The 21,920-nt window shown below is 60.1% G+C and carries 21 protein-coding genes and 1 tRNA gene; 11 read left to right on the top strand and 11 right to left on the bottom strand.

The window, feature by feature from the left end; genetic code table 11:
* Position 1 precedes the first annotated feature (1 nt).
* The 5 genes from ACR0K1_RS00600 to ACR0K1_RS00620 all read right to left on the bottom strand — a co-directional run bounded on the left by ACR0K1_RS00600 (position 2) and on the right by ACR0K1_RS00620 (position 5,021).
* Positions 2–1,030 carry a Gfo/Idh/MocA family protein gene (locus ACR0K1_RS00600; RefSeq protein WP_480848084.1) on the bottom strand — a complete coding sequence of 343 codons (1,029 nt, stop codon included), beginning with the start codon at positions 1,028–1,030 and terminating at the stop codon, positions 2–4.
* On the bottom strand, positions 1,027–1,866 hold the full coding sequence (locus ACR0K1_RS00605; RefSeq protein ID WP_480611666.1) for a carbohydrate ABC transporter permease: 840 nt from the start codon (positions 1,864–1,866) through the stop codon (positions 1,027–1,029). Before ACR0K1_RS00605 ends, ACR0K1_RS00600 begins: the two co-directional genes overlap by 4 nt.
* A gap of 13 nt (positions 1,867–1,879) precedes the next feature.
* A complete protein-coding gene (locus ACR0K1_RS00610; protein ID WP_480848086.1) occupies positions 1,880–2,794 on the bottom strand; it encodes a carbohydrate ABC transporter permease in 915 nt (304 codons plus the stop codon).
* Positions 2,795–2,860: 66 nt separating this feature from the next.
* Complete coding sequence (locus ACR0K1_RS00615) at positions 2,861–4,111, bottom strand: ABC transporter substrate-binding protein (protein WP_480848088.1); 1,251 nt, start codon at positions 4,109–4,111, stop codon at positions 2,861–2,863.
* A gap of 10 nt (positions 4,112–4,121) precedes the next feature.
* Positions 4,122–5,021, bottom strand: coding sequence for an N-acetylmuramic acid 6-phosphate etherase (locus ACR0K1_RS00620; RefSeq protein ID WP_480848091.1), 900 nt, complete (start codon positions 5,019–5,021; stop codon positions 4,122–4,124).
* Positions 5,022–5,178: 157 nt separating this feature from the next.
* Here ACR0K1_RS00620 and ACR0K1_RS00625 point away from each other — a divergent pair, with 157 nt between their 5' ends.
* From ACR0K1_RS00625 to ACR0K1_RS00645, 5 genes are all read left to right on the top strand, one after another.
* Positions 5,179–6,066, top strand: a complete 888-nt coding sequence (locus ACR0K1_RS00625; protein WP_480848093.1) for a glucosamine kinase nucleotide-binding domain-containing protein — start codon at positions 5,179–5,181, stop codon at positions 6,064–6,066.
* Entirely contained in the window at positions 6,063–6,830 is a 768-nt protein-coding gene (locus tag ACR0K1_RS00630; RefSeq protein WP_480611661.1) for a GntR family transcriptional regulator, read from the top strand. The genes ACR0K1_RS00625 and ACR0K1_RS00630 overlap by 4 nt, the downstream gene beginning before the upstream one ends.
* An 8-nt stretch (positions 6,831–6,838) precedes the next feature.
* The gene (locus tag ACR0K1_RS00635; RefSeq protein WP_480848095.1) at positions 6,839–7,870 is read left to right on the top strand and encodes an SIS domain-containing protein; all 1,032 of its coding nucleotides are present in this window, start codon (positions 6,839–6,841) and stop codon (positions 7,868–7,870) included.
* Positions 7,867–9,024: an N-acetylglucosamine-6-phosphate deacetylase gene (gene nagA, locus ACR0K1_RS00640; protein ID WP_480848097.1), complete on the top strand. Its 1,158-nt coding sequence runs from the start codon at positions 7,867–7,869 to the stop codon at positions 9,022–9,024. Before ACR0K1_RS00635 ends, nagA begins: the two co-directional genes overlap by 4 nt.
* Before the next feature lie 340 nt (positions 9,025–9,364).
* Entirely contained in the window at positions 9,365–10,516 is a 1,152-nt protein-coding gene (locus ACR0K1_RS00645) for a porin (protein WP_480848100.1), read from the top strand.
* A gap of 49 nt (positions 10,517–10,565) precedes the next feature.
* Here the strand turns inward: ACR0K1_RS00645 and ACR0K1_RS00650 are convergent, their stop codons facing one another.
* Positions 10,566–11,450 carry an MBL fold metallo-hydrolase gene (locus tag ACR0K1_RS00650; protein ID WP_480848102.1) on the bottom strand — a complete coding sequence of 295 codons (885 nt, stop codon included), beginning with the start codon at positions 11,448–11,450 and terminating at the stop codon, positions 10,566–10,568.
* Positions 11,451–11,566: 116 nt separating this feature from the next.
* A complete protein-coding gene (locus ACR0K1_RS00655) occupies positions 11,567–11,971 on the bottom strand; it encodes a rhodanese-like domain-containing protein (RefSeq protein WP_480848104.1) in 405 nt (134 codons plus the stop codon).
* Positions 11,972–12,084: 113 nt separating this feature from the next.
* On the opposite strand from ACR0K1_RS00655, the gene ACR0K1_RS00660 reads away from it, so the two are divergent.
* From ACR0K1_RS00660 to ACR0K1_RS00680, 5 genes are all read left to right on the top strand, one after another.
* Positions 12,085–13,359: an NAD(P)/FAD-dependent oxidoreductase gene (locus ACR0K1_RS00660; protein ID WP_480848106.1), complete on the top strand. Its 1,275-nt coding sequence runs from the start codon at positions 12,085–12,087 to the stop codon at positions 13,357–13,359.
* Between the two features lie 208 nt (positions 13,360–13,567).
* A complete protein-coding gene (locus ACR0K1_RS00665) occupies positions 13,568–14,746 on the top strand; it encodes an acyl-CoA dehydrogenase (RefSeq protein WP_480848572.1) in 1,179 nt (392 codons plus the stop codon).
* Positions 14,747–14,774: 28 nt separating this feature from the next.
* Complete coding sequence (locus ACR0K1_RS00670; RefSeq protein ID WP_480848108.1) at positions 14,775–15,614, top strand: tryptophan 2,3-dioxygenase; 840 nt, start codon at positions 14,775–14,777, stop codon at positions 15,612–15,614.
* Position 15,615: 1 nt separating this feature from the next.
* On the top strand, positions 15,616–16,803 hold the full coding sequence (gene kynU, locus ACR0K1_RS00675) for a kynureninase (RefSeq protein WP_480848109.1): 1,188 nt from the start codon (positions 15,616–15,618) through the stop codon (positions 16,801–16,803).
* 130 nt (positions 16,804–16,933) lie between these two features.
* Positions 16,934–18,175, top strand: a complete 1,242-nt coding sequence (locus ACR0K1_RS00680; RefSeq protein WP_480848112.1) for an acyl-CoA dehydrogenase family protein — start codon at positions 16,934–16,936, stop codon at positions 18,173–18,175.
* A 24-nt stretch (positions 18,176–18,199) separates the two neighbouring features.
* Here ACR0K1_RS00680 and ACR0K1_RS00685 read toward each other — a convergent pair whose 3' ends face one another.
* The 3 genes from ACR0K1_RS00685 to ACR0K1_RS00695 are packed head-to-tail and all read right to left on the bottom strand — an operon-like array spanning position 18,200 to position 21,027.
* Positions 18,200–19,510 carry a TRAP transporter large permease gene (locus ACR0K1_RS00685; RefSeq protein WP_480848114.1) on the bottom strand — a complete coding sequence of 437 codons (1,311 nt, stop codon included), beginning with the start codon at positions 19,508–19,510 and terminating at the stop codon, positions 18,200–18,202.
* Positions 19,507–20,007, bottom strand: coding sequence for a TRAP transporter small permease (locus ACR0K1_RS00690; protein ID WP_480848116.1), 501 nt, complete (start codon positions 20,005–20,007; stop codon positions 19,507–19,509). Before ACR0K1_RS00690 ends, ACR0K1_RS00685 begins: the two co-directional genes overlap by 4 nt.
* A gap of 6 nt (positions 20,008–20,013) precedes the next feature.
* Positions 20,014–21,027, bottom strand: coding sequence for a TRAP transporter substrate-binding protein (locus ACR0K1_RS00695; RefSeq protein WP_480848118.1), 1,014 nt, complete (start codon positions 21,025–21,027; stop codon positions 20,014–20,016).
* Positions 21,028–21,105: 78 nt separating this feature from the next.
* Between ACR0K1_RS00695 and ACR0K1_RS00700 the strand changes: the two genes are divergently transcribed.
* On the top strand, positions 21,106–21,648 hold the full coding sequence (locus tag ACR0K1_RS00700; RefSeq protein WP_480848120.1) for a MarR family winged helix-turn-helix transcriptional regulator: 543 nt from the start codon (positions 21,106–21,108) through the stop codon (positions 21,646–21,648).
* 170 nt (positions 21,649–21,818) lie between these two features.
* Here ACR0K1_RS00700 and ACR0K1_RS00705 read toward each other — a convergent pair.
* Positions 21,819–21,895: transfer RNA gene (locus ACR0K1_RS00705), tRNA-Pro, on the bottom strand.
* Positions 21,896–21,920 lie beyond the last annotated feature (25 nt).

Genomic DNA, 21,920 nt, shown 5'->3' on the forward strand with positions numbered 1-21,920 from the left:
GTTACGTCTCCTTCAGGTCGACCGGCTGGCCGGTCCGAATGCTGTGATCTGCGGCAAGGCAGATGCGCAGGGATTGCACAGCGTCGTTCATGTGGCGGGTCAGGTCGATATCTTCGGAAATGGCTTGCAGCATATAGGCCTGTTCCGCATCGCAAAGCTGCTGGTGGCCAGGCTCACCCGCCATCTCGATCAGGGTGTCGCCTTCTGGTTTGTGCACCAGAATGCCGCCGACCCTGGTGTGGCCATCCACATCGTCCGAGTCGCCCTTGTTGCCTTCGGTGATCGACACGGCCCCGTTGGGCGAGACGATGTCTTTCACGAAAAACGCGGTTTCCGACATCATGGGTCCCCAGCCAGCCTCGTACCAACCAACCGAGCCGTCCACGAAGACAACCTGAAACTGACCGTAATTGTACATGTCGGGGGCGATTTCGTCGGACAGGCGCAGGCCCATGCCGTTGACGCGGACGGGCGGCGCGTCAGTAATCTGGCACATCACGTCCACGTAATGCACCCCGCAATCGACGATGGGCGAGGTTGTCTGCATCAGCGCCTTATGCGTCTCCCATGTTGGGCCGGTGGATTGCTGGTTCAGGTTCAGGCGAAAGACATAAGGTCCGCCCAGATCGCGCGCTTCCGAGATCAGGCGCATCCACGAGGGGTGGTGCCGCAGGATATAGCCAACGACCAGCTTGCGGTTGGTCTCGACCGCCTTGGCGACCACGCGGCGCGCATCCTCGACGGTGGTTGCCAAGGGTTTTTCGACGAACACATGCGCCCCGGCCTCCATCGCGGCGCAGGCGTAATCCGCGTGGCTGTCGGAATAGGTGGCGATGACCGCCAGATCGGGCGCGGTTTCGGCCAAGGCCGCATGGAAATCGGTGAACACCGGATAGGTTTGCAGATCGGGGTGATCGACTGCGCCGGACCGGTTCACCAGCCCCACGATTTCTGCATCCGGGTGGTGATGGTGTGCCAACGCATGGCTCAGCCCCATATTGCCCAGACCTGCGACAAGAACCCGGATCATTTGACCGCCCCCGAAGTGATGCCGCGGATCAGTTGCCGCGAGAAAATGACATAGAGGATCATGACAGGCAGGATCGCCATGCTCAGCGCTGACAGAACCGCATTCCAGTCCGTCACGAACTGGCCGATGAAGACCTGACTGCCCAATGTCAGGGTCTTCGTCTCTTCCGCCGGGGCAAGGATCAGCGGGAACCACAGGTCGTTCCAGATCGGGATCATGTTGAACACCGCCACCGTTGCCATCGCCGGACGGACCAAAGGCAGGACGAGGCGGAAGAAGATCGTGTATTCGCTTAAGCCGTCAATGCGGCCCGCGTTCTTCAGGTCGTCGCTGACCTGCCGCATGAATTCCGACAGGATGAACACCGCCAGCGGCAGGCCCTGCGCCGTATAGACGAGGATCAGCGCCATCAGCGTGTTGACCAGCCCGGTCGCCACCATCATCTCAAGAATAGCGACTGTACCGATACGGATCGGGATCATGATGCCCAAAGCCAGATAGAGCCCCATCAGGGTGTTGCCCTTGAACCGGTACTCGCTGAGCGCAAAGGCCGCCATCGAACCGAACAGCAGGATGAAGAACAGCGACGCCACGGTGACGATCATCGAGTTCTGGAAATACAGGAAGAAATCGCCCTGTTTCATAACCGTCTGATAGCCGATCATCGAGAATGTTTCGGCATCGGGCAGGGCCAGCGGCTCGCGGAAGATCGCCTTGCGGGTCTTGAAGCTGTTGATCAGGATCACAAAGACCGGGAACAGCGCGATCAGCGTGTACAGGATCAGCGCGCCATGCATTGCGGCGAGGTTGAACGGGTTTCTGCGGGCTTTGTTCATGTCTCGCGCCCCCTCAGAACTGATACCGGCGGATGCGGGTCTGGATCAGGAACAGATACATGCAAACCCCGGTCAGGATGATGAAGAACATGCCCGTTGCGATGGCCGAGCCCATATGCGGATCGCCCAGTTGCAACTGGAAGCCAAAGAAGGTTCGGTACATGAACGTACCCAGGATATCGGTGGAATAATCCGGCCCCGCCAGCGCGCCTTGCGCGGCATAGATCAGATCGAACGCGTTGAAATTACCGACGAAAGTCAGGATCGAGATGATGCCGATCGACGGCAGGATCAGCGGCAGTTTGATCTTCCAGAAGGCGGCCATGCCGGTGATGCCTTCGACCTCGGCGGCCTCCAGAATCTCTTCGGGGATGGACAGAAGGGCGGCGTAGATCAGCATCATCGGGATGCCCACGAACTGCCAGACCGAGACCAGCGCCAGTGTGGTCAGGGCGTATTCCTCTTTCCCCAACCAGGGCGAATAGAGCGATTTGAGCCCGACCGAGGCCAGCAAGTCGGGCGCAATGCCCCAGATCGGCGACAGGATCAGTTTCCACGCAAAGCCGACAATGACGAAGGACAGGATCGTCGGGATGAAGATCGCCGAGCGATAGAAGGCGGCAAACCGCAGGCGCGGGTGGCTTAGCATGGCGGCCAGTGCGATGCCGATTGGATTCTGGACCAGCATATGGATGAAGAAGAACCAGAAGTTGTTGCCCAGAGCGTTCCAGAACGCACCGGACCACAGCGGATTGCCGAACAGGGTGCGGAAATTCTCGAGCCCGACAAAAACGCGCGCCTGATCCACCTCGGTATACAGCGCCAGCCGCAGGGTGTTGAACAGCGGAAAGACCATGACGGCCGAGTAGACAAGCACAGCAGGCGCAAGAAAGACCACGATGTGCCATTTGATCCGGCTGGTGCCCATAACATGCCTCAATGGTTCAGGTTGGTTCCGGCCCGTCAGGCCGGAACCGTTGGTGGGGTGAGTGGCTTACTGATGTGGCGCGTACCAGCCCGCCAGGCCATCCTGCAGGCGTTTCCCGGCGTCTTCCGGGCTTTCCGTGCCTTTGACGACATTGGCCGAGGCGTTCCAGGTTTCCAGTTCCAGATTGGGCTCGCCCCGCGACAGGATCTGGTAGGTCGAGCGGATGGTGGTCTCGCACTCGCCGCGCCAGCTTACGAATTCCTTGGCCAGCGCGTCTTCCAGTTCGACAGGCTCATTCGAAAGCGGGAAGAAGCCCGGCAGCGCGTTGCCGAAGATTTTCGCAAATTCGGGCGAGGCCACCCAGGCCAGGAAGGTGCGCGCAGCTTCCGCATTCTCGCTGGCCGCGTTCATGCCGATCCCGATATCGGTGTGATCCGAGATATAGCAGGTATCGCCCGCATTCCGGACCGGCGGTTTGAAGGCGCCCATCTCAAAATCGGCCTGCGTGTTGAAGCCCGAGATTTCCCAGCTACCCGCAGGGTAGATCGCGGCCCGTCCCAGTGTGAACAGGTTCTGGCTGTCCGGATAGGTCTGTGCCTCATACCCGTCGCCAAGATAGTCTTTCCACTTGGCCAGCGTTTCATAGGGCGCAACCCACTGCTCATCCGTCAGTTTCTGCGATCCATCGATCAGCCCCAGACGGCCTTCTTCGCCCTTCCAGTAGTTCGGGCCGATGTTGTTATAGCCCATGGTGGCGGCTTCCCACTGGTCGTTGGTGCCCATCGCCATCGGGATATAGCTGCCGTCCTCTTTGATCTTGTCCAAGGCCGCAAAGAATTCGGCTTCGGTCGTCGGCACTTCGATGCCAAGCTCGTTGAACGCGTCTTTGTTGTAGATAAAGCCGTGGATCACCGACGCCATCGGAACGCAGAAGGTGGCGGAGCCGTCGTCGGTCTGCCACGCGGCTTTTGCGACGTCCGAGAAATTGCTCATCGCGGGCATATCGGACAGGTCGGACAGGTGCCCGCCATCATAGAGGCCCAGCGAGCGGTCGAACGGGCGGCAGGTGATGATATCGCCTGCGGACCCGGCCTCGAGCTTCGCGTTCAGGGCGGCATCATACTCGGTCGGAGCCAGCGGCGAGAATTTGAGCTTGATATCCGGGTGCTGCGCCTCGAACGCCGGAATGATCTTTTCCTGCCACAGGGCAAGGTCATCGTTGCGCCAGCTTTCGATGAGCAGTTCCGTTTCCGCATAGGCGGTCGTGGCCAAAGCCGATGAGGCCAGCAAAATTGCGCTGAGCGACGTCTTTTTCATGGTTTCCTCCCTATTGAACTGAATTTGCTTGAAGTTCCTGAAGCGCCGGGCGCAGATGCCCGTCGGATTGCCTGAGCAATTGCTCTGCCTGCTGGGTGTCAGGAGCCCCCGACGCCAGCAAAATGGCCTGCTTCAGATCGCCCGCAGTCTCGTCCAGCGCTGAACCGGCCTCGTCCTCGCACACTCCGGTAATTTTCGTTATGATGTTTTCGGCGCGGTGGCGCAGTTTGTGGTTGTCGGCAACGACATTGACCATCATCCCGTCATGCACATGCCCCAGCCGGATACCCATCAGCGTGGACATCATGTTCAAGGCGACCTTTTGTGCGGTGGCGGCCCCCATTCGGGTTGAACCGGCAATGATCTCGGGCGGCGTGTTCAGAAAAATCGCGCAGTCGGCGTGGTCGAACAGCGGCGCTTTTTCGTTGTTGGCGATGCAGATGGTTTTGGCCCCTGCCGCCCGGGCCTTGCGCGCGAAATGAAGCGGGTAGGGGGTCGAGCCACTGGCCGATATGGCGATCACCGCATCGCCGGGTTTGACCGTAGCCGCAGCCGCCTCAGCCGCTTCGGCATCGTCCTCGGTATGGCCGGGCATGGCGGCACCCGAGGGCACGCCACCGGCCATGCAGATCGCGATGGAGTCCGGGGACAGGCCGTAGGTGCCGGGCAGTTCGGCCCCATCCGCAAGCCCCATCAGGCCGGACGACCCGGCCGCCGCATAGTAGATGCGACCGTTGTTTTTTACCGTTGCGGTCAGAATCCCGGCCCCCTGCGACAGCTCGGCCAGACAGGCATCCAGACCCGCCAATGCCTCTTTCTGCGCAGTCAGCAAGCGCGCGAGAATGTCGGCGTCAGGACGCAGGTCCAGGCCTTCGGCCCCGTCACGCAGCATTTCGGTTTGCGGCAGCATTTGATTCCCCTTTGGCGTCCTATCTAATACCTATACAATACCTTTTGTCTACCTTTTGTTTGATTTATCTCATTTCGGATCAAAAAAACACAGAAATAGCCGTGTATAGCGTGCAAAGGTCTTTTTTTCGGACTAAAGGTATTGTAAAGGTATCTATATGGCCGAGTCTCTCCCATATCTCATCGCTATTGATGGCGGCGGCACCCGCTGCCGGTTTGCTTTGGAAGCACCCGCAGGCCGGACGGCGGTCAGCTTTGGCAGTGCCAATGTGTTCTCGGACCGTGAGACCGCGCTGAGCACATTGAACGCGGGCCTCGAGGCATTGATGAGCGAAGCGGGCCTGTCGCAGGATGCGCTGGCTGATATTCCGATCTACGCGGGCCTTGCCGGTGTCACTGATGCGGAAACCGCATCCGAGGTCGCGCGGCACCTGCCGTCCCGGATTGTACAAGTCGAGGATGACAGCCGATCCTCCGTTGTGGGGGCGCTTGGGGATCGGGACGGCTGTCTTATCGGCATCGGAACGGGGTCGTTTCTGGCGCGGCAAACAAGCGAACGCATTCAGTTTATCGGCGGCTATGGCCCGTTGATCGGGGATGAGGCCTCGGGCAATTGGCTGGGCACATTGCTTCTGCGGCAGGTTCTTCTGGCTGCCGACGGGATTGAGCAACCGAGCCCATTGACACGGGACATCAGCGCCCGTTTCAATGACGACCCGATCAAGATCGTGGCGTTTTCTGGCGCTTCCCGGCCTGCCGATATTGCCGACCTCGCCCCGCAGATCATTGCTGCGGCGATACAAGGAGACCGGGTCGCCAGGACACTGATGCAAAAGGGCGCCGATTACATCATCGGCGGGCTGAACTCGCTTGGCTGGTCTATAGCAGAGCCGATTTGTGCAGTGGGTGGTGTCGCACCGCATTACGCAAGCTATCTGCCGGACGAGATGCAACAGGCGCTGACAGAACCACAAGGCACGGCCATCGACGGGGCGCTGAAACTGGCCCGGCGATTGGTCGAACGGGCAAAGGTCGGGGCAGCATGACTTTGGACACCATCGAAAACTTCCTGGGCGACAATGGCTGGATGCATGATGCGACCGGTCCCAGATATGTGCGTCTGCGCAAGCGGATCGAAAAGAGCATCGAACTGGGACTGCTGGGCGAAAGCGCGCCACTGCCTGCGGAACGGGAAATCGCCAGCCTGACCGGCCTGTCGCGGGTGACAGTGCGCCGCGCGATGCAGGATCTGGTCGATCGGGGCATTATCATTCAGCGGCAGGGTTCGGGCAGTTTCGTCGCGGACGGAACGCCGAAGGTGGAACAGTCGCTGTCACGGCTGACCTCGTTTACCGAGGATATGTCGCGGCGCGGTCTGGATTCTTCCAGCGAATGGCTGGATCGGGGCATTCACACGCCCTCACCCGAGGAGGTGATCGCGCTGGCCCTGTCGTCCGGGGAAGCCGTTGCGCGCATTTCCCGCCTGCGCCGTGCGAATGACAGGCCGATGGCGATTGAACGGGCCTCGCTGCCCATCGACATACTGCCGAAACCGCAACAGGTGGAATCTTCGCTGTACGAAGTGCTGGAGCGCAGCGGGAACCGGCCTGTCCGGGCTCTGCAGCGTATTTCGGCGATCAATCTGGAAAGCGAGGATGCCGACCTTCTGGGCGTTCAGCCCGGCGCGGCGGGGCTGCGCATCGTGCGCACCTCGTACCTGTCCAACCGGCGGGTCGTGGAATTCACCCGCTCAATCTATCGCGGTGATGCGTATGACTTTGTCGCAGAACTGCGCTTGGCCAACAGCTAGGACATTCTATGCCACAGCAAACCACCCGGATGCGCCGGGAAATTGACGAAATACCGCTGGCCATTGAGCGGCTTCTGAGCCGGGGCCAAAAGGATGTGAGCGCCGTCGCAGCTGTCGCGCGCGACCTTGATCCGACCTTTATCACCACCGTTGCGCGCGGCTCGTCGGATCACGTGTGTACCTATCTGAAATATGCGTCCGAGATCCTTCTGGGCGTGCCCGTAGCCTCGGTCGGGCCGTCCGTCGCGTCGATTTATGATGCGCCCTTGAAGCTGCAAAACAGCCTTTGCCTGGCGGTGTCGCAGTCCGGCCAAAGCCCGGATATCCTTGCGATGGCGCGCAATGCCGGACGGGACGGGGCCTTGACCGTCGCTTTGACAAACGATGCCGGTTCTCCGCTCGCCTCGGCCAGCGCGCATCCCATCGACATTCAGGCGGGTCCCGAACTGAGCGTTGCGGCGACAAAGACGTTTGTCAGCTCGGCGGTGGCAGGTCTTTGGATGCTGGCGGAATGGAGCGGGGACGCCGCCCTTTTATCCGCAATCCGCGCCTTGCCGCAGCATCTGGAAAGTGCGGCGCGCATAGACTGGCCCGAGGTTCGCGACGCAATCGGGGCGCGGCCGTCGCTGTTCACGTTGGGTCGTGGGCAGGCCTTGGCGGTTTCGAACGAGGCGGCGCTGAAGTTCAAGGAAACCTGCCAGTTGCATGCGGAAAGCTATTCGTCCGCCGAGGTGCTGCATGGCCCGGTCTCGATTGTCGAGGAAGGCTTCCCGGTGCTCAGCTTCGCGGCTGCCGACGCGGCGGAAGCGGCGCTGTCGCAAGTGTCTGATGCCATAAGCGCCAAGGGGGCCCATGTGTTTGCAACAACCGGCAAGGTACAACAGGCCACGCGGATCGACCATGTGCGCACGCTGCATCCGCTGACCGATGCGCTCAGCCTGATCGTGTCGTTCTATTCCATGGTCGAGGCTTTTGCGGCCTCTCGCGGCATTGATCCCGACACCCCGCGCCACCTGAACAAGGTCACGGAAACGGTATGACCGACGCGCTTCAGGCCATCACCGGGGCGGATATTCTGACGCCGGGGCAGGTGGTTCAGGATCATGCGCTGTTGCACCGGCAGGGCCGGATTGAAGCGGTGGTCCCTGAGGTGGATGTCGGCCCGACGGTCGCGCGGACTGAACTGGCTGGTGGCCTAATGGCACCGGGTTTCGTCGATCTGCAGGTCAATGGCGGTGGCGGCGTCATGTTCAACAATCAGCCGGATGTGTCCACGTTACTGCGCATGGCCGAGGCCCATGCAGGGATCGGGGCCACTTCCATTCTGCCCACTCTGATCACCGACACGCCGGAGGTGACCAGACAGGCCATATCCGCAGCAATCGAAGCTGTGGAGATCGGCGTTCCGGGCATTCTCGGCCTGCATCTTGAGGGACCGCACCTTGCCAAATCCCGCAGGGGTGCCCATGACGCGGCCCTTATTCGCCCGATGGAACAGTCCGATCTGGACAGGCTTCTTGAGGCGGCAGCGCGTCTGCCGGTACTTAAAGTTACCGTAGCCCCCGAAAGCGTCTCGACCGCGCAAATCAGCGCGATGGCTCAAGCGGGGATACTGGTCTCGCTGGGCCATACCGATGCGTCTTACGCGGATTGCGTGGCTGCGGTCGAGGCTGGTGCAAGCTGCGTGACGCACCTGTTTAATGCCCAAAGTCAGATGGGCAACCGCGAACCCGGCACAGTTGGGGCGGCCTTGGCCCTGGGCGGTCTGTCCGCCGGGCTGATCGCCGATAACATCCATGTCCACCCGGCCACCATGCGTAACGCGGTGAGGGCAAAACAGGGGCCGGGGTTCGTATTTCTTGTCAGCGACGCGATGGCGACCGCAGGTTCGGACATTACCAGCTTCGAGTTGAATGGCCGTGAAATCCTGAGAAACCACAACAGGCTGACACTGGCCGACGGCACGTTGGCAGGGGCGCATCTTGAGTTGCTGGACGCCGTCCGCAATCTGTCCGACGTGACCGGAATGCCGATTTCCAAAGCGCTGGAAATGGCCGGTCGCCTTCCCGCTGCGTTGATCCGGAACGATCTGGTCGGGCGGCTTTCCGAAGGATGTCATGCGCATATGGTGCATATCGGACGCTCGGGCGATCTGGAAACCGTCTGGCAGTTTGGGCGCAGGATCGACCGTTAGACGGCGGTTTCTGTGTGAAACCCGCATCGGTTCAAGTTTCACCCGAACCCGGCGTTGTTGAATCCCAAACGCCGCCCATTGCGCGACTGTGCCGAAATGTCGTCCGACCTTCATCAAAACGAGTTGCTGCCCGGGCAATAATATGTGGTACTCTTCATATGCGAGTTTGTTAATTTAACCATTGATTCTGAAACAGGTATTTCGACACGAAAGGAGGGGAAACGCCCACCGAGTAAACCGGAACGCAAAACACGCTGCACCGGACCCATTACAGGTATGTCTGCGGACACATAGCCCGGCCCGGATTTTGGCGGTTTGAAGAAACAAGAGGGTCGTAAAGATGAAATTCAGAACGATAGCGGCATCATCAGCGGCGCTGATGGCATCGGCGTACGCATTCCCGGCAACTGCCGAACTGAAATATGACAACAATTCGGGCGGCTTTGTCGTCCTCTACGGTCAATTGAACCCGGCCATTATTTCGGTCGATGATGGTCAGGAAACGGAAACCAACGTCAGGGATTTTGACGCTTCCAACAGCCGGGTCGGCCTGCGGCTGGAACAGCCCTATGGCAATAACACGTTCCAGTTCCGGTTCGAAACCGCCCTTGGCCTGCCCAATTCGACGGAAACGGACCAGAACGGCAATGACTTCAGCGGCTGGACACGCGAAGATATCCGCCATGTGGATTTCTCGCTTGAAGGCGACTGGGGCAAATTCTCGGCCGGGCAGGGCAGCATGTCCGGGGACGGCATTGCCGAACAGGACCTGTCGCTGGTCGGTCTGGTGCTGTATTCCTTCACCGCCGATTCCAACGCCTCGTTCCTGTTCCGCGATGACGCCGGTTTTCTGACCGGTCCGACCGTGAGCGGCACAACCGACAGTTTTGACGGCGCGCGCCGCACGCGTATCCGCTATGACACCCCATCGTTCAACGGGTTCACCTTCAGCGCCTCTTACGGCCAGAACGTGCTTGAGGAAGATTTCGACGATGACCGCGATTACTATGACGTCGCGATTTACTACCGAAACAAAGTGACCAGCAATATCGAGGTTGCGGCGGGGCTGGGCTATCTGGTCCGCAGCAGCGGCAAAAGCGGTCCAGGCGGCAGCCAGAGCGCGCGGCGCGAGGATGTTGTCGGTTCAGCCTCGATCCTAGTGAACGAGCGCTTCAGTTTCTCGATCGCCGCAGGTGAGCGGGACGTGGACAGCAGCACCGCGGCTGACCCCAGCTATTTCTACGCCAAGATCGCCTATGAAGATAACTGGTTCTCTTTCGGCAAAACCGGGATTGGTCTGCACTATTGGGACGGGTCCGACTTTAACGCCGACGGCTCGGATTCGGATGTCTGGGGGATCGGTATCGTGCAGAAGATCGACAGCCTGAATATGGAGGCCTATTTCTCGTATCAGGACTATGCCTATGACGATTCATCGGACAATTTCGACGACCTGTCGACCGTCGTTCTGGGCGCGCGCTGGAAGTTCTGAACTGGCTTGACGCCGCCGGGCCGGGAAACCGGCCCGGCCTTTTTGCAGGTCAGAGCTTGTTGACCGGAGTCTTGAGCATCATGTTCCCGTCTTCATCCGTCGGCACCTCGCCGCCGCGCATGTTCACCTGCAAAGACGGCAGGATCAGTTTGGGAACGTCAAGCTGAGCATCCCGCTCGGTCCGGAATTTGATGAACTCTTCGCGGGTTTTCCCACCGCCGACGTGAATGTTCCTGGCCTTTTGCTCTCCGATCGTCGTCTCCCACGCGATGGCCCGGCCACCGGGGCCGTAATCGTGGCAGATGAACAGCCGCATCTCGTCGGGCAGGGACAGAACGCGCTGAATTGAATCGTAGAGCTGCCCCGCATCCCCGCCCGGAAAATCCGCGCGGGCCGAGCCGCCATCGGGCATGAACAGCGTGTCGCCTGCAAAGGCGGCGTCACCCATCACGTGGACCATGCAGGCCGGCGTATGGCCCGGCGTGTGCAGGGCGAAACACGGCAGTGACCCGATTGCGTAGGTATCGCCATCGGCAAAAAGAGCCTCGAACTGCGATCCGTCGCGCTGGAATTCGGTGCCTTCGTTGAAAATCTTTCCGAACGTATCCTGCACCGTCAGGACGTGCTCGCCGATGCCGATTTTACCGCCAAGCTCCTGCTGGATATAGGGGGCCGCCGACAGATGGTCGGCATGGACATGGGTTTCGATGATCCATTCCAGCGTCAGGCCCTGAGAGCGGATAAACGCGATGATCTGATCCGCCGAGTCAAAGGTCAGGCGCCCGGCAGCCGGATCGAACTCCATCACCGGGTCGATGATTGCGCAGGCCGTGCCGGACGGGTCGCGCACCACATAGCTGATTGTATTGGAGATCTCGTCAAAGAACCCGGTGACTTCGGGTTTTACAGCCATATCAACAGGTGGGATCGTCATGGCAAAGTCCTTTTGACTGGTCGGGGCAACTGTACCTTGCGGGGTATTGAAAACAAAGAAAAGAGCCGGGGGCTCTGAGGATTTAAATCAGCGGGCAAGCCTGCCGCCTTACCAGATCAGTCTGTGTCAGCGACATGCTCGACCGGCCCGCCCGATTTTTCCCAGGACCCGAACCCGTCTTTCAGATGCGAAGCCTCGAACCCCATATCCTGCAGGGTGGCGACGGTGATTGCGGAACGCCAGCCCGAGGCGCAGTGAAAGACGTATTTCTTACCCTCCTGCGCGAAGATGTCCTTGTGATAGGGGCTTTCGGGATCGACCCAGAACTCGATCATGCCGCGCGGGGCGTGAAAGCTGCCGGGGATGAAACCGGTGCGCTGACGTTCGCGCACGTCGCGAATATCGACAATCACCACATTCGGGTCGTCGGCCATTGCGATCAGATCGGTGGTTTCGATCTCTTCAATGCGGTCTCGGGCGTCTTGCACCATCTGCGCGGCGGATTTTTTCAGAGCAGCCATTCCAACCTTCCGTTTCCAGTACGTTTTTCAAATATTGACCCACCCAAAGACCCGTTGCAACCTGCGCCCATGCAGGCGCGGCGGCGCTTTTAGCATAAGGGGCGGACCAGCCAATGAAACCACATAGCCCGATCTCTGTTTGGGACATCTCGGCCAAGGAACAGGACGTCCGGAACCCCATGGCGGGCGATGTGAGAACCGATGTCGCGATAGTCGGCGGCGGCTACACGGGTCTGTCTGCGGCCCTGCATTGCGCGGAACGTGGGCTGGGGGCCCATGTGCTTGAGGCGCAGCGTATCGGGTTTGGCGGCTCGGGGCGCAATGTCGGGCTGGTCAACGCCGGGGTCTGGCACCCGCCAGCAGCCGTTCGCAAAAAGCTGGGCGATATCTACGGGCCGCGGTTCATCAAATGCTTCGGCGATGGGCCCGGTCTGGTTTTCGATCTTATCGAAAAACACCAGATACGTTGCGAGGTGACGCGGACCGGCACAATTCATGCCGCCCATGCAAAGTCCGGTCTGAGGGATCTGGAAGCCCGCCATGCCGAATGGGCGCGTCTGGGTGAGCCGGTCGAATTGCTGTCGCCCGAGGAGATGGTCCGGAAAACTGGGACAAATATGTTTCACGGCGGTCTTCTGGACCATCGCGCAGGCACCATCAATCCGATGGGCTATTGCCGGGGTCTGGCCCGTGCCGCTCAGGCGGCGGGTGCCGGGATCAGCACGGGCGTTCGGGCAACCAGGCTGCGCCGCGACGGGGATATGTGGATAGTTGAAACGGATCAGGGAATTGTTCGGGCAAAATACGTCGTTCTGGGGACAAACGCTTATACCGACGCGCTTTGGCCCGACCTGAACCGCGTTTTCACCAATATCCATTTTTTTCAGTTGGCAACGCAGCCGCTGAAGGCTGAATTGTCGCATATCCTGCCGGGTCGGCAGGGCCTTTGGACGACGGCGCAGATCATGTTCAGCCTCCGCCGCGATGCGTCCGACCGGCTGGTCATCGGCTCGATGGGATCGCTGGTGGGTTCGGTCGGGCGCGGCCTGTCGCATCGCTGGGCCAGAAAGCAACTCGCGCGGCTTTTTCCCGACCTTGGGCCGGTGGCGTTCGAAGAGGCGTGGCATGGCCGGATCGCCATGACGCCGGACCATCTGCCCCGCATCTACCAACTGGCCCCGAACCTGCTGACGGCCATCGGATACAATGGGCGCGGCATCACGACCGGCACGATTTTCGGGGCCTGCATGGCCGATCTGATTGCGGGGATGGACCCGGGCGATCTGCCGCTGCCCATGACGCAACTAACCACGGTGCGGTCCGCGCCGATCATGTCTCGCTTCTACCAGACGGCGTTTACCGCCAATCAGATTCTCAAGAGCCTTTAGGCGGAAAGGACAGTTGCTTATCGACGTGGATTTCCGGGCGTGCAGGACTGTCCGTTGAGGCCTGTCTGCAGTATTTTGCAAACAGCCACTCTTCTGGTGGCAATCCCAAAAGCACAACGATAGTAAGGAGGCCAGTATGGGAGGGTACGATATGCTGACACAACCCGAAGACCGCCACGCCGCCACGCCAGAATCCGCGCGCGCTAAAATGCCCCGCATGACGTGGGAAGACCCTTTCCTGATCGAGCAGGAACTGACCGAAGAAGAGCGCATGATCAGGGATGCGGCCCACGCCTATTGCCAGGACAAGCTGGCCAGCCGCGTCATCATGGCGAACCGTGATGAAAACTTCGACCGTAAGATCATGACCGAAATGGGTGAGTTGGGCCTGTTGGGTTCGACCATCCCAGAAGAATATGGCGGCGTCGGCGCAGGTTACGTGTCTTACGGCCTTGTCGCGCGCGAGGTTGAGCGCGTGGATTCCGGCTATCGCTCGGCCATGTCCGTGCAATCCAGCCTGGTGATGCACCCGATCTTCGCCTATGGCACCGAGGAGCAGCGGCAGAAATTCCTGCCGAAACTGGCCTCGGGCGAGGCGGTTGGGTGCTTTGGCCTGACCGAACCGGATCACGGCTCGGACCCCGGCGGCATGCTGACGCGCGCCACGAAGGTCGATGGCGGCTATCTGGTCTCCGGCGCCAAGAACTGGATTACCAACTCGCCGATTGCTGACGTATTTATCATCTGGGCCAAGTCCGATGCGCATGACGGCAAGATCAAGGGTTTCATCCTTGAAAAAGGCATGAAGGGTCTGAGTGCACCGAAGATCGAAGGCAAATTCTCGCTGCGGGCCTCGATCACCGGCATGATTCAGATGGATCAGGTTTTTGTGCCCGAAGAAAACCTGCTGCCGAACGTGTCGGGCCTGTCCGGGCCGTTTGGCTGCCTGAACCGGGCGCGTTATGGCATTGCATGGGGTGCCATGGGCGCGGCCGAGGCCTGCTGGCATGCGGCGCGCAGCTATACGATGGACCGCAAGCAGTTCGGCAAACCTCTGGCCGCGACGCAGCTGATCCAGAAAAAGCTGGCGGATATGCAGACCGAAATCTCGTTGGGCCTGCTGGGGGCGCTGCAACTGGGGCGTCTGTTTGAATCGCACAGCGCACCTGCCGAACTGATCAGCCTGATGAAGCGCAACAATTGCGGCAAAGCCATCGCCGTCGCCCGCGAAGCCCGTGACATGCATGGCGGCAACGGCATCAGCGACGAATACGGCGTCATCCGCCATGTCATGAACCTTGAGGCGGTGAACACTTATGAGGGCACTCATGACATCCACGCGCTGATCCTTGGGCGGGCACAGACCGGGCTGCAGGCCTTCATGTGACGGTTCGCATCACCGCAAGAGGTGTGAGATGAGCAACGGCGACGCTTACGACCCATCACAGGAGGGCGCGAAAATGTCCTTTGCAAAGGACATGAGCTATGGCGATTACCTGTCGCTGGATACCATCCTGTCGGCGCAGCATCCGTTGTCCGACGCCCATGACGAGATGCTGTTCATCATCCAGCACCAGACGTCCGAGCTGTGGATGCGGTTGGCTTTGCACGAATTGCAGGCCGCCCGCGTGCTGATGGTCGAAGGCCGCGCGGATCAGGTGTTCAAGATGCTCAGCCGGGTGTCGCGGATATTCGAACAGCTCAACAATGCCTGGGACGTGCTGCGCACCATGACCCCAAGCGATTACACCAAGTTCCGTGAGGCGCTTGGGGCCTCGTCGGGGTTTCAGTCCCATCAATACCGGCTGATAGAGTATGTTCTGGGCAACCGGAACACCGCGATGATGAAGGTGCATGAACACAACCCTGACCTGCACCGGATGCTGGAGGACGAACTGGCCCAGCCCTCAATCTACCACATCGCCCTGCGCATGCTCGAGGCTGAATTGGGCACTGCGTTTGATCCTGCAGTCTATCGCTTGCGCGCACCGCATCAGTCCGACGATGCGGTCATCGCCGCATGGACCCGGATTTACCGCGAACCGGACACCCATTGGGTGCTGTACCAACTGGCCGAAAAGCTGGTGGACCTCGAGGATTATTTCCGCCGCTGGCGGTTCAACCACGTGACGACCGTGGAACGGGTGATCGGTTTCAAGCGCGGGACGGGTGGCACCAGCGGCGTCAGCTATCTGCGCAAGATGCTGGATGTGGAACTGTTCCCGGAACTGTGGAACCTGCGCGGGGGATTGTAGGATGGAGCTGCCCAGAAAAGACCTGTTCGATATCCCCGAAGGGGTCATCTATCTGGATGGCAACTCGCTGGGGCCATTGCCGAAATCCGTGGCACCCGCAGTGCAGGATGTGGTCACGCGCCAATGGGGTGGTGAACTGATCCGGGGCTGGAACAGTTGCGGCTGGATGGAACAGCCCGCCCGCGTCGGTAACCGTATCGCCCGCCTGATCGGCGCGCCTGACGGCTCGGTTGTGATGGGCGATACCCTGTCCATCAAGGTTTTTCAGGCTTTGTCGGCTGCGCTGGCGATGCGCCCGGATCGAAAGGTCATCCTGTCGGACAACGGCAACTTCCCGACCGACCTGTATATGGCCGAAGGGCTGATTGCGCTGAAAAACGCAGGTTATGAGTTAAAGACCGTCGACCCCGAGGCAGTGGCCGAGGCCATCGATGACAAGGTCGCGGCGGTGATGCTGACGGAGGTCGATTACCGCACCGGGCGCAGGCATGACATGAGCGATATCACCCGGCGGACGCATACGGCGGGTGCAGTCATGATCTGGGATCTGGCCCACAGCGCCGGGGCGATCGAGGTTGATCTCGCAGGTTCCAACTGTGAGTTCGCGGTTGGCTGTACCTATAAATACTTGAATGGAGGTCCGGGTGCGCCCGCCTTTATCTATGTGCGCCCCGACCTGATCGACCAGACGCAGCCCGCGCTGGCGGGCTGGCTGGGCCATGGCTCGCCCTTTGCCTTTGAACTGAACTATCGGCCTGCGTCCGATATCGAACGTATGCGCGTCGGCACCCCTCCGGTCCTCCAGATGGGTGCGTTGGAAGAGGCGCTGAAAGTCTGGGATGGCGTTTCCATGGCCGAGGTCCGGGCGGCCTCGGTGACCCTGTCTGAGCGCTTCATCGCTGAGGTCGAGGCGCGCTGCCCGCGACTGACGCTGGCCAGCCCGCGCGACGCGGCTATCCGGGGCAGTCAGGTGTCGTTCGCCTTTGATCAGGGCTATGCCGCGATGCAGGCGCTGATTGATCGGGGCGTCATCGGCGACTTCCGCGCGCCCAACATCATGCGGTTCGGCTTCACGCCGCTGTATCTGGACGAAGACGATGTGGTGGCCGCCGTTGATATTCTGACCGATGTACTGGACGACCGGCTTTGGGATGATCCCAAATACCGGGCAGTCAATCGCGTGACCTGAACCCTTTGACGCGGGGTTACGCAGCCTGCCCCTTGCGGGCGGCCTTTCAATTGAGAATGCTCTGAGTGTCTTTTTGCGCACATGCGCGCGAGGGGACCGCAAAGGCCGTAGCCATCTGAAAAGGATCATCATGGATTTTGCCCTGTCGCCCCGCGCCGAAGAACTCCGCACCCAGCTCAAAAGCTTCATGGAGGCGCATATCTATCTGCGCATCCGCGACCATAAAGAGGAAATGGAGGCGGGCAATTTCCCGGTTCCGTTCATGGAAGACCTCAAGGCGCTGGCGCGGGCCGAAGGGCTGTGGAACCTGTTCCTGCCCGGTCTGCGCGACGATGAGCCCGGCACGCGGCTGAGCAATCTGGAATACGCGCCTTTGGCCGAGATTATGGGGCAGGTCAGCTGGTCCTCGGAGGTGTTCAACTGCAGCGCGCCCGACACCGGCAACATGGAGCTTTTGCACATGTTCGCCACGCCGGAACAGCGCAGGGACTGGCTGGTGCCGCTGCTGAACGGCGAAATCCGGTCCGCCTTTGCCATGACCGAGCCGGATGTGGCCAGTTCTGACGCGACAAATATCACAACCTCGATCCGCCGCGAGGGGGATGAATACGTGCTGAACGGCCGCAAATGGTTCATCACCAACGCCTGCCATCCGAACACGAAGCTGTTCATCGTCATGGGCAAGACCGATCCCGGCGCGGACCGGCACAAGCAGCAAAGCATGGTCATCGTGCCGAAGGACACGCCGGGTTTCGAGATTGTGCGCAATCCGACGATCCTGAACATGCACGACCCCGAAGGCCACGCGGAACTGGTGTTCAAAGACGTGCGTGTGCCCGTCGCGAACCTGCTGGGCGAAGAGGGCAGCGGTTTTGCACTGGCACAGGCGCGGCTTGGGCCGGGACGCATTCACCACTGCATGCGCTCGATTGGTGCGGCGGAAATGGCGCTGTCGCTAATGGTCGAACGCGCGCAAGAGCGGGTGGCATTTGGCAAGAAACTCTCGGAACAGGGTGTCATCCGCGAGTGGATTGCAAAATCGCGGCTCGAGATCGAACAGGCCCGCCTGCTGACGCTGAAAGCTGCGTGGAAAATCGATCAGGTTGGCGCGAAGGCGGCGTTCCGCGAAATCTCACTGATCAAGGTCGTTGCTCCCAACGTCCACGCCGCCGTCACCGACCGGGCGATGCAGGTATTCGGTGCAATGGGTATGACGCCGGACACACCGCTGGCCGACAGCTACACATGGGCGCGCGCGTTACGCTATGCCGATGGGCCGGACGAGGTGCATCTGCAGGCCATCGCCAAACAGGAGCTGAAGAACTCAAATTTCGGCATGTCGGCACAATGGCTGACCCCGCCCAAGCGGTAAGCCGGGGCAGGGCGCATGTCCTGCCTAGAGCGCCAGAGTCAGGGCAATGGATGGCAAGGCAATCAGCAGGGCAAGGCGCAGAATGTCGGCCACCCAAAACGGAAAGATACCTGCAAACATCGTCCGGATCGGGATATCGGGCAGAATCGTGCGCAGCACGAAAACGTTCAGCCCGATCGGCGGGGAAATCAGGCTGATCTCCGTCACCACTACAACGATGATGCCGAACCAGATCGCGACCGCCTCGGGGTTCGACAGAATGCCGTCGCCGAAATCCAGGGACATGATCATCGGAAAGAAGATCGGCACGGTCAGCAGGATCATCGACAGGCTCTCGAGCACCGCGCCGAGCACGATGTAGATCAGCACCAGCACAAACATGACCACAAACGCGTTGACATCCAGCGACTGAACAAATGACAGGATGGCGTCCGGAAGACCGGCAAAGCTGATGAAGTTCGAAAAGACCTCAGCCCCGATGACAATGGCAAAGATCATGGCGGTTGGACGAACCGTGTCGATGCCGACCCGGAAAAGGTCACGGATGCCGATACCGCCCATGAATACCGCAATGATAAGCGACAGGAACGCCCCGACTGCGGCGGCCTCGGACGGGGTGAAGAACCCTCCGTAGATGCCGATCATGATCAGGCTGAACAGACCCACAACCGCGCCGACGCCGCCGAGTTCGCGGGCGTTCAACGGGTGATCGTCGGAACCGGCTGGCGCAAGATCGGGCTTGACTTTGACTGCGGCATAGACGGCGGCGATGTATAGAAGTACGCCCAGCAAACCCGGCAGCAATCCGGCCAGGAACAGTTTGGCAATGTCCGCCTCGGTTATGATGCCGTAGATGATCAGGATAACCGACGGGGGGATCAGAATGCCCAGCGTCCCACCGGCTGCGATGGATCCCGTCGCAAGGCTGTCTGCATATCCGACCTTGCGCATCGATGGCATGGCAACCCGCGACATAGTCGCAGCGGTCGCAAGGGATGAGCCGCAAACGGCGCTGAACCCGCCACAGGCCACGACAGTGGCCATCGCCAGCCCGCCCGGCAGCTTGCGCAACAGGCGCTGTGCCGCGGCAAACAGCGAGTGGCTAACGCCTGAGGCGGTCAGCAGGTTCCCCATCAGAATGAACAGCGGGATGACCGACAGGGTGAAGGACAGCACCGTGTCGAATGTCGTGTTGCCCAGCAGCGTGAAACTGGCCTTCCAGCTGCGCAGCAACGCAAAACCGACGGTTCCGACCCCGATCATGGCAAAGGCGATCGGCACCCGGGCCAGGACCAGCACGAACAATACGGCAATGCCCAGAAGCGAAGCGATCATTCCTTGGAACCTTTGACCAAGCCGACCCCCGCAGCGAGACCGGAAATTGCGCAGGCGGCAGCGACGACAATGGCGACCAGATACAACGGGATTGAGAGCGAGTTGGTTACCGAACCGCGTTTTTGCAGTTTCATGGCGTGTTCCCACACCTCCCACGCCATCATGGCAAAGGTGCCCGCGACAATGACGACCGAGAGTATGAGCAAAGCTTTGGACAGTATCCCCCGCGAGGGAAGCTTCAGCAGGTCCACCGTCACATGTTCGTTGGACACCGTGGTCAGTGGCATCGCCAGAAACACCAGCAGGGCAAGCCCGATTTCGGTCAGCTCAAAGGCGCCCTTTATCGGGCTGTTGAACACATATCGCGCCACCACGTCTGCAGCGGTCAGCAGCATCATCGCCAGCATGACCACAACTGACGCCATGGCCATGGCGTAGAACAGCTTGCGCCAGAGCGTTACGCCCCGGCGCGGATCGGTGTCGGCAGGATGAGCCATGCGAGGTTATTGCCCCGCCTGTTTGCGCATTTCTGCAAGCGCCGCTGTACCGTCGAAGCCGGTTTCGGCAACGGCGTCGGCCCATGCAGCCTCATGCTTGTCGGCAAAGCCCTTGATCGCCTCCAGAACTTCGTCCGGGGCATCGTAGACCTGAACCGAGCTTTCGGCGACATATTCAGCCGCAGCAGCATCTGCCGCATCCCATGTTTTGCCCGCAAGGGCGGCAAAGGCGGCACCCGATACGGCCTCGATTGCGGCTTTGTCGACGTCCGAAATCTCATCCCAGCGGTCTTCGTTCATCACCAGAAACCACGAGGTATTGTACATGCCGCCCGGGATACGCATTGAATGCGTGATGTGGTCCGTCAGTTTGAACGCTTTCATCGCCTCGATCGGGAAGGTGACGCCATCGATGACCCCGGTGGACAGTTTTTCGAACACCTGGCCCGGCCCCATGAATTGCGTGGTGATCCCAAGATCGCCGGACAGGTCTGCAATGTAACCGCCGGGCGTGCGAATTTTCAGGCCCGAGAAATCGTCGGCCGTTTCGATCTGCCGCTGGTTGTTATGGAACATCCCGGGGCCGTGCACGAAGAGACCCAACAGCTTCGCGCCTTCATGCTCTGCCTGCGCGTCGAGGTCGCCGGCATAGACGTTCCAATAGGCAACCGAAGTATCCTCGGCTGAATCGCCCAGAAACGAGAATTGTCCAATCCGCGACCGCAGGAAACGGTCATCGCGGGTGAACGAATGCAGGCCGTAGGTGATATCGGCCACCCCGTCCACCGCCAGATCGTAATGCGCCGGAGGCGGGCCGAGTGGTTTTGGAAGAATGCGGACGGTGACGCGGTCTTCGGTCGCTTCGGCCACCGAATCTGCCCAGGGCTGAATGATGTTGGCGACAACCGGATGCTGCGGCGGCAGCCACGATGACAGGACAAACTCCTCGGCTGTTGCGACAGAGGCCGTCAATACCACGCCTGACAGTGCCGATCCAATGATAGTCTTCATAGCGTTCATGTCATTCTCCTCCCAGGAAATCGCATTCCACTGTATCAATTTAGTTTCCGTTGAAACTATATTGCCAGTATTGGTTTCATGTGTAACAATGTCAACGAAAATAAAATTCTATGGCCAATGGTATTCAGGCCCGGCCGGAGAAGCAGCATGGAACGGAAACACGACGAGACGGTAGAAAACGGGGCAGAGCTGGATCTGAACGCGTTTTTCCCCTACCAGCTCCGCCGGACCTACGCCGCCGTCAGCGAAATGCTGCGAGGCGTCTATCAGGAGAAGTTCGATCTCAGTTCGGCCGAGTGGCGGGTGCTGGCCATTCTGGTGCGCGACAGGCAGATCACGAACCGCGAAATCGTGGCTTCCGCGACAATCGACAAAGTCACGGTCAGCCGCGCCGTGGGCAAGTTGGAAGAAAAGAAGCTGGTCGAACGGCACCCAAATCCCGAAGACGGCCGAAGCGAATTGCTTCGCCCTTCCGCAAAGGGGCTGGACCTTTATAAGGCGATGTCCCCCCATCTGACCGCGTTGGAGGAAAAAATTCTCGGGGTTTTGAACGCGTCCGAACGCAGAAGCCTGATGGCCGCTTTGAGCAAGCTTGAGGGAAGCGCGAAAGGTCGCGTGTAAACGACATCCTCAAGCCTGAAGAGTATTTGGGTAAGAGATGAAGAGTTTTCGGGTAAGAGATTATGGGCCTCAAACGGTTTTCATCGCGGGCGTACGGGGAAAATCCTTCGCAAGGGCGAAAGAACTGTCACAAATGGGGTCCAGCTTATCTGCTGTTCAGGTGGATCAATTGGTCGGAGTGAGAGGATTCGAACCTCCGACCCCTGCCTCCCGAAGACAGTGCTCTACCAGGCTGAGCTACACTCCGACCGTGGCGGGTGATCTATACCCGG

This window comes from Ruegeria sp. F5 (assembly GCF_056533845.1).